This window comes from Campylobacter concisus, assembly GCF_902460675.1.
Taxonomy (GTDB): domain Bacteria; phylum Campylobacterota; class Campylobacteria; order Campylobacterales; family Campylobacteraceae; genus Campylobacter_A; species Campylobacter_A concisus_AJ.
In genome coordinates this window covers 1,147,993-1,149,408 of record NZ_CABPUQ010000001.1, presented here as the reverse complement: position 1 = coordinate 1,149,408, position 1,416 = coordinate 1,147,993, and the positions used below count along the sequence as shown (strand labels likewise).

Annotated in this window: 1 protein-coding gene, 1 tRNA gene and 1 pseudogene; 2 read left to right on the top strand and 1 reads right to left on the bottom strand. The window is 32.2% G+C overall.

The genetic code is table 11. The annotated features are described in order from the left end of the window. The coding region (locus F3G88_RS10465) for a methyl-accepting chemotaxis protein (protein WP_223228737.1) at positions 1-673 on the top strand (673 nt) is incomplete at its 5' end. A gap of 214 nt (positions 674-887) precedes the next feature. Continuing rightward, positions 888-962, top strand: a tRNA-Asn gene (locus tag F3G88_RS05590). A 200-nt stretch (positions 963-1,162) separates the two neighbouring features. Here the strand turns inward: F3G88_RS05590 and F3G88_RS05585 are convergent. After that, positions 1,163-1,416, bottom strand: a pseudogene (locus F3G88_RS05585) (hypothetical protein); the annotation flags it as partial.

Below are 1,416 nucleotides of genomic sequence, written 5' to 3'. Positions count from 1 at the left end.
AAACCAAGACTTTACAAAAAGACTTGATGATGATGGTAAGATAGCAAGTGGTATAAACTCACTAGGCATTGAGATATCTAAAATGCTAAATGACAATCTAAACCAAGCACAAGTACTAGAAGAAAAAGCTAAACTTCTAGCTGAATCAGTATCTAAAGTAGCAAGCTCAGCAAACACTCAAGCAAATAGCTTACAAGAATCTGCTGCTGCAGTTGAGCAAATGTCAAGCTCAATGAATGCCATCTCTCAAAAGACAGCTGATGTTATAAGACAAAGTGATGAGATCAAAAACATAATAACTATCATTAGAGATATAGCAGATCAAACAAACCTTCTAGCACTTAATGCTGCAATTGAAGCAGCACGTGCAGGAGAACACGGTAGAGGATTTGCAGTTGTTGCTGATGAAGTTAGAAAGCTAGCTGAAAGAACTCAAAAATCACTTGGTGAGATAGAAGCAAATACAAATGTCCTAGCTCAATCAATAAATGAGATGAGTGAATCAATCAAAGAGCAAAGCGAAGGCATAAATATGATAAATCAATCAGTTGCTCAAATAGATCACCTAACAAAAGAAAACGTAGTAATTGCTAATCAAGCAAACGAAGTAACATCAGAAGTAGATGAGATGGCTAAAGCCATAGTTGAAGAGGTTAGAAAGAAGAGGTTTTAAAAAACACTTATTCTTTATAGTTTTAAATAAACTTAAATTTGTTTAAACAAGACTACTAAACAAAACGATCTTGTTTTGGTGAAACTCTAAACCACTCAGGCAATTTGCTTGAGTGGTTTAAAATATATAATTTATAAGAAAAATGGCTAAATTTTTTAGCTATTTAAGCTATTTTTAAATGATTGCTAACTATAATACGACTTCTTTTAAGTGTTCCGGATTAGCTCAGCGGTAGAGTAGGTGACTGTTAATCACTTGGTCGCTGGTTCGAACCCAGCATCCGGAGCCATTCTTCTTTAAAAATCATTTTAAAAACCCGATTTTAACTATATTTCAGGAACTTTAAGTTTTCTTATTTTTTGTATTTTTCCCCTTTATTTCCCCTCAGTTTTATTTAATATTTTTAAAATATCTATCCATGATATTAAGGAAATGCAATATAGAAGTATGATCATAATTCTGGTATAAAAGAAGCTCGGAGTAGGCACACTACTCCTCTTTTCTATTCTCTGGTAAAACCAAGTGACCATTTTTATCTATTAGGGAGTATTGCACTAATACTATATAAATTAGATCGTGGATTTTATAATTACCATAATTACCAGTATAGTCATCATATTTTCTTAAAAACTCAGCATAAGGATTTTTGTCTGTATTTTTAATACCATTTAGCTCTACTTCTGAGTAAAGTATCGGCACATATTTTAAAGTATCTTCAAATACCTCTTTAAATTTCTCATAGT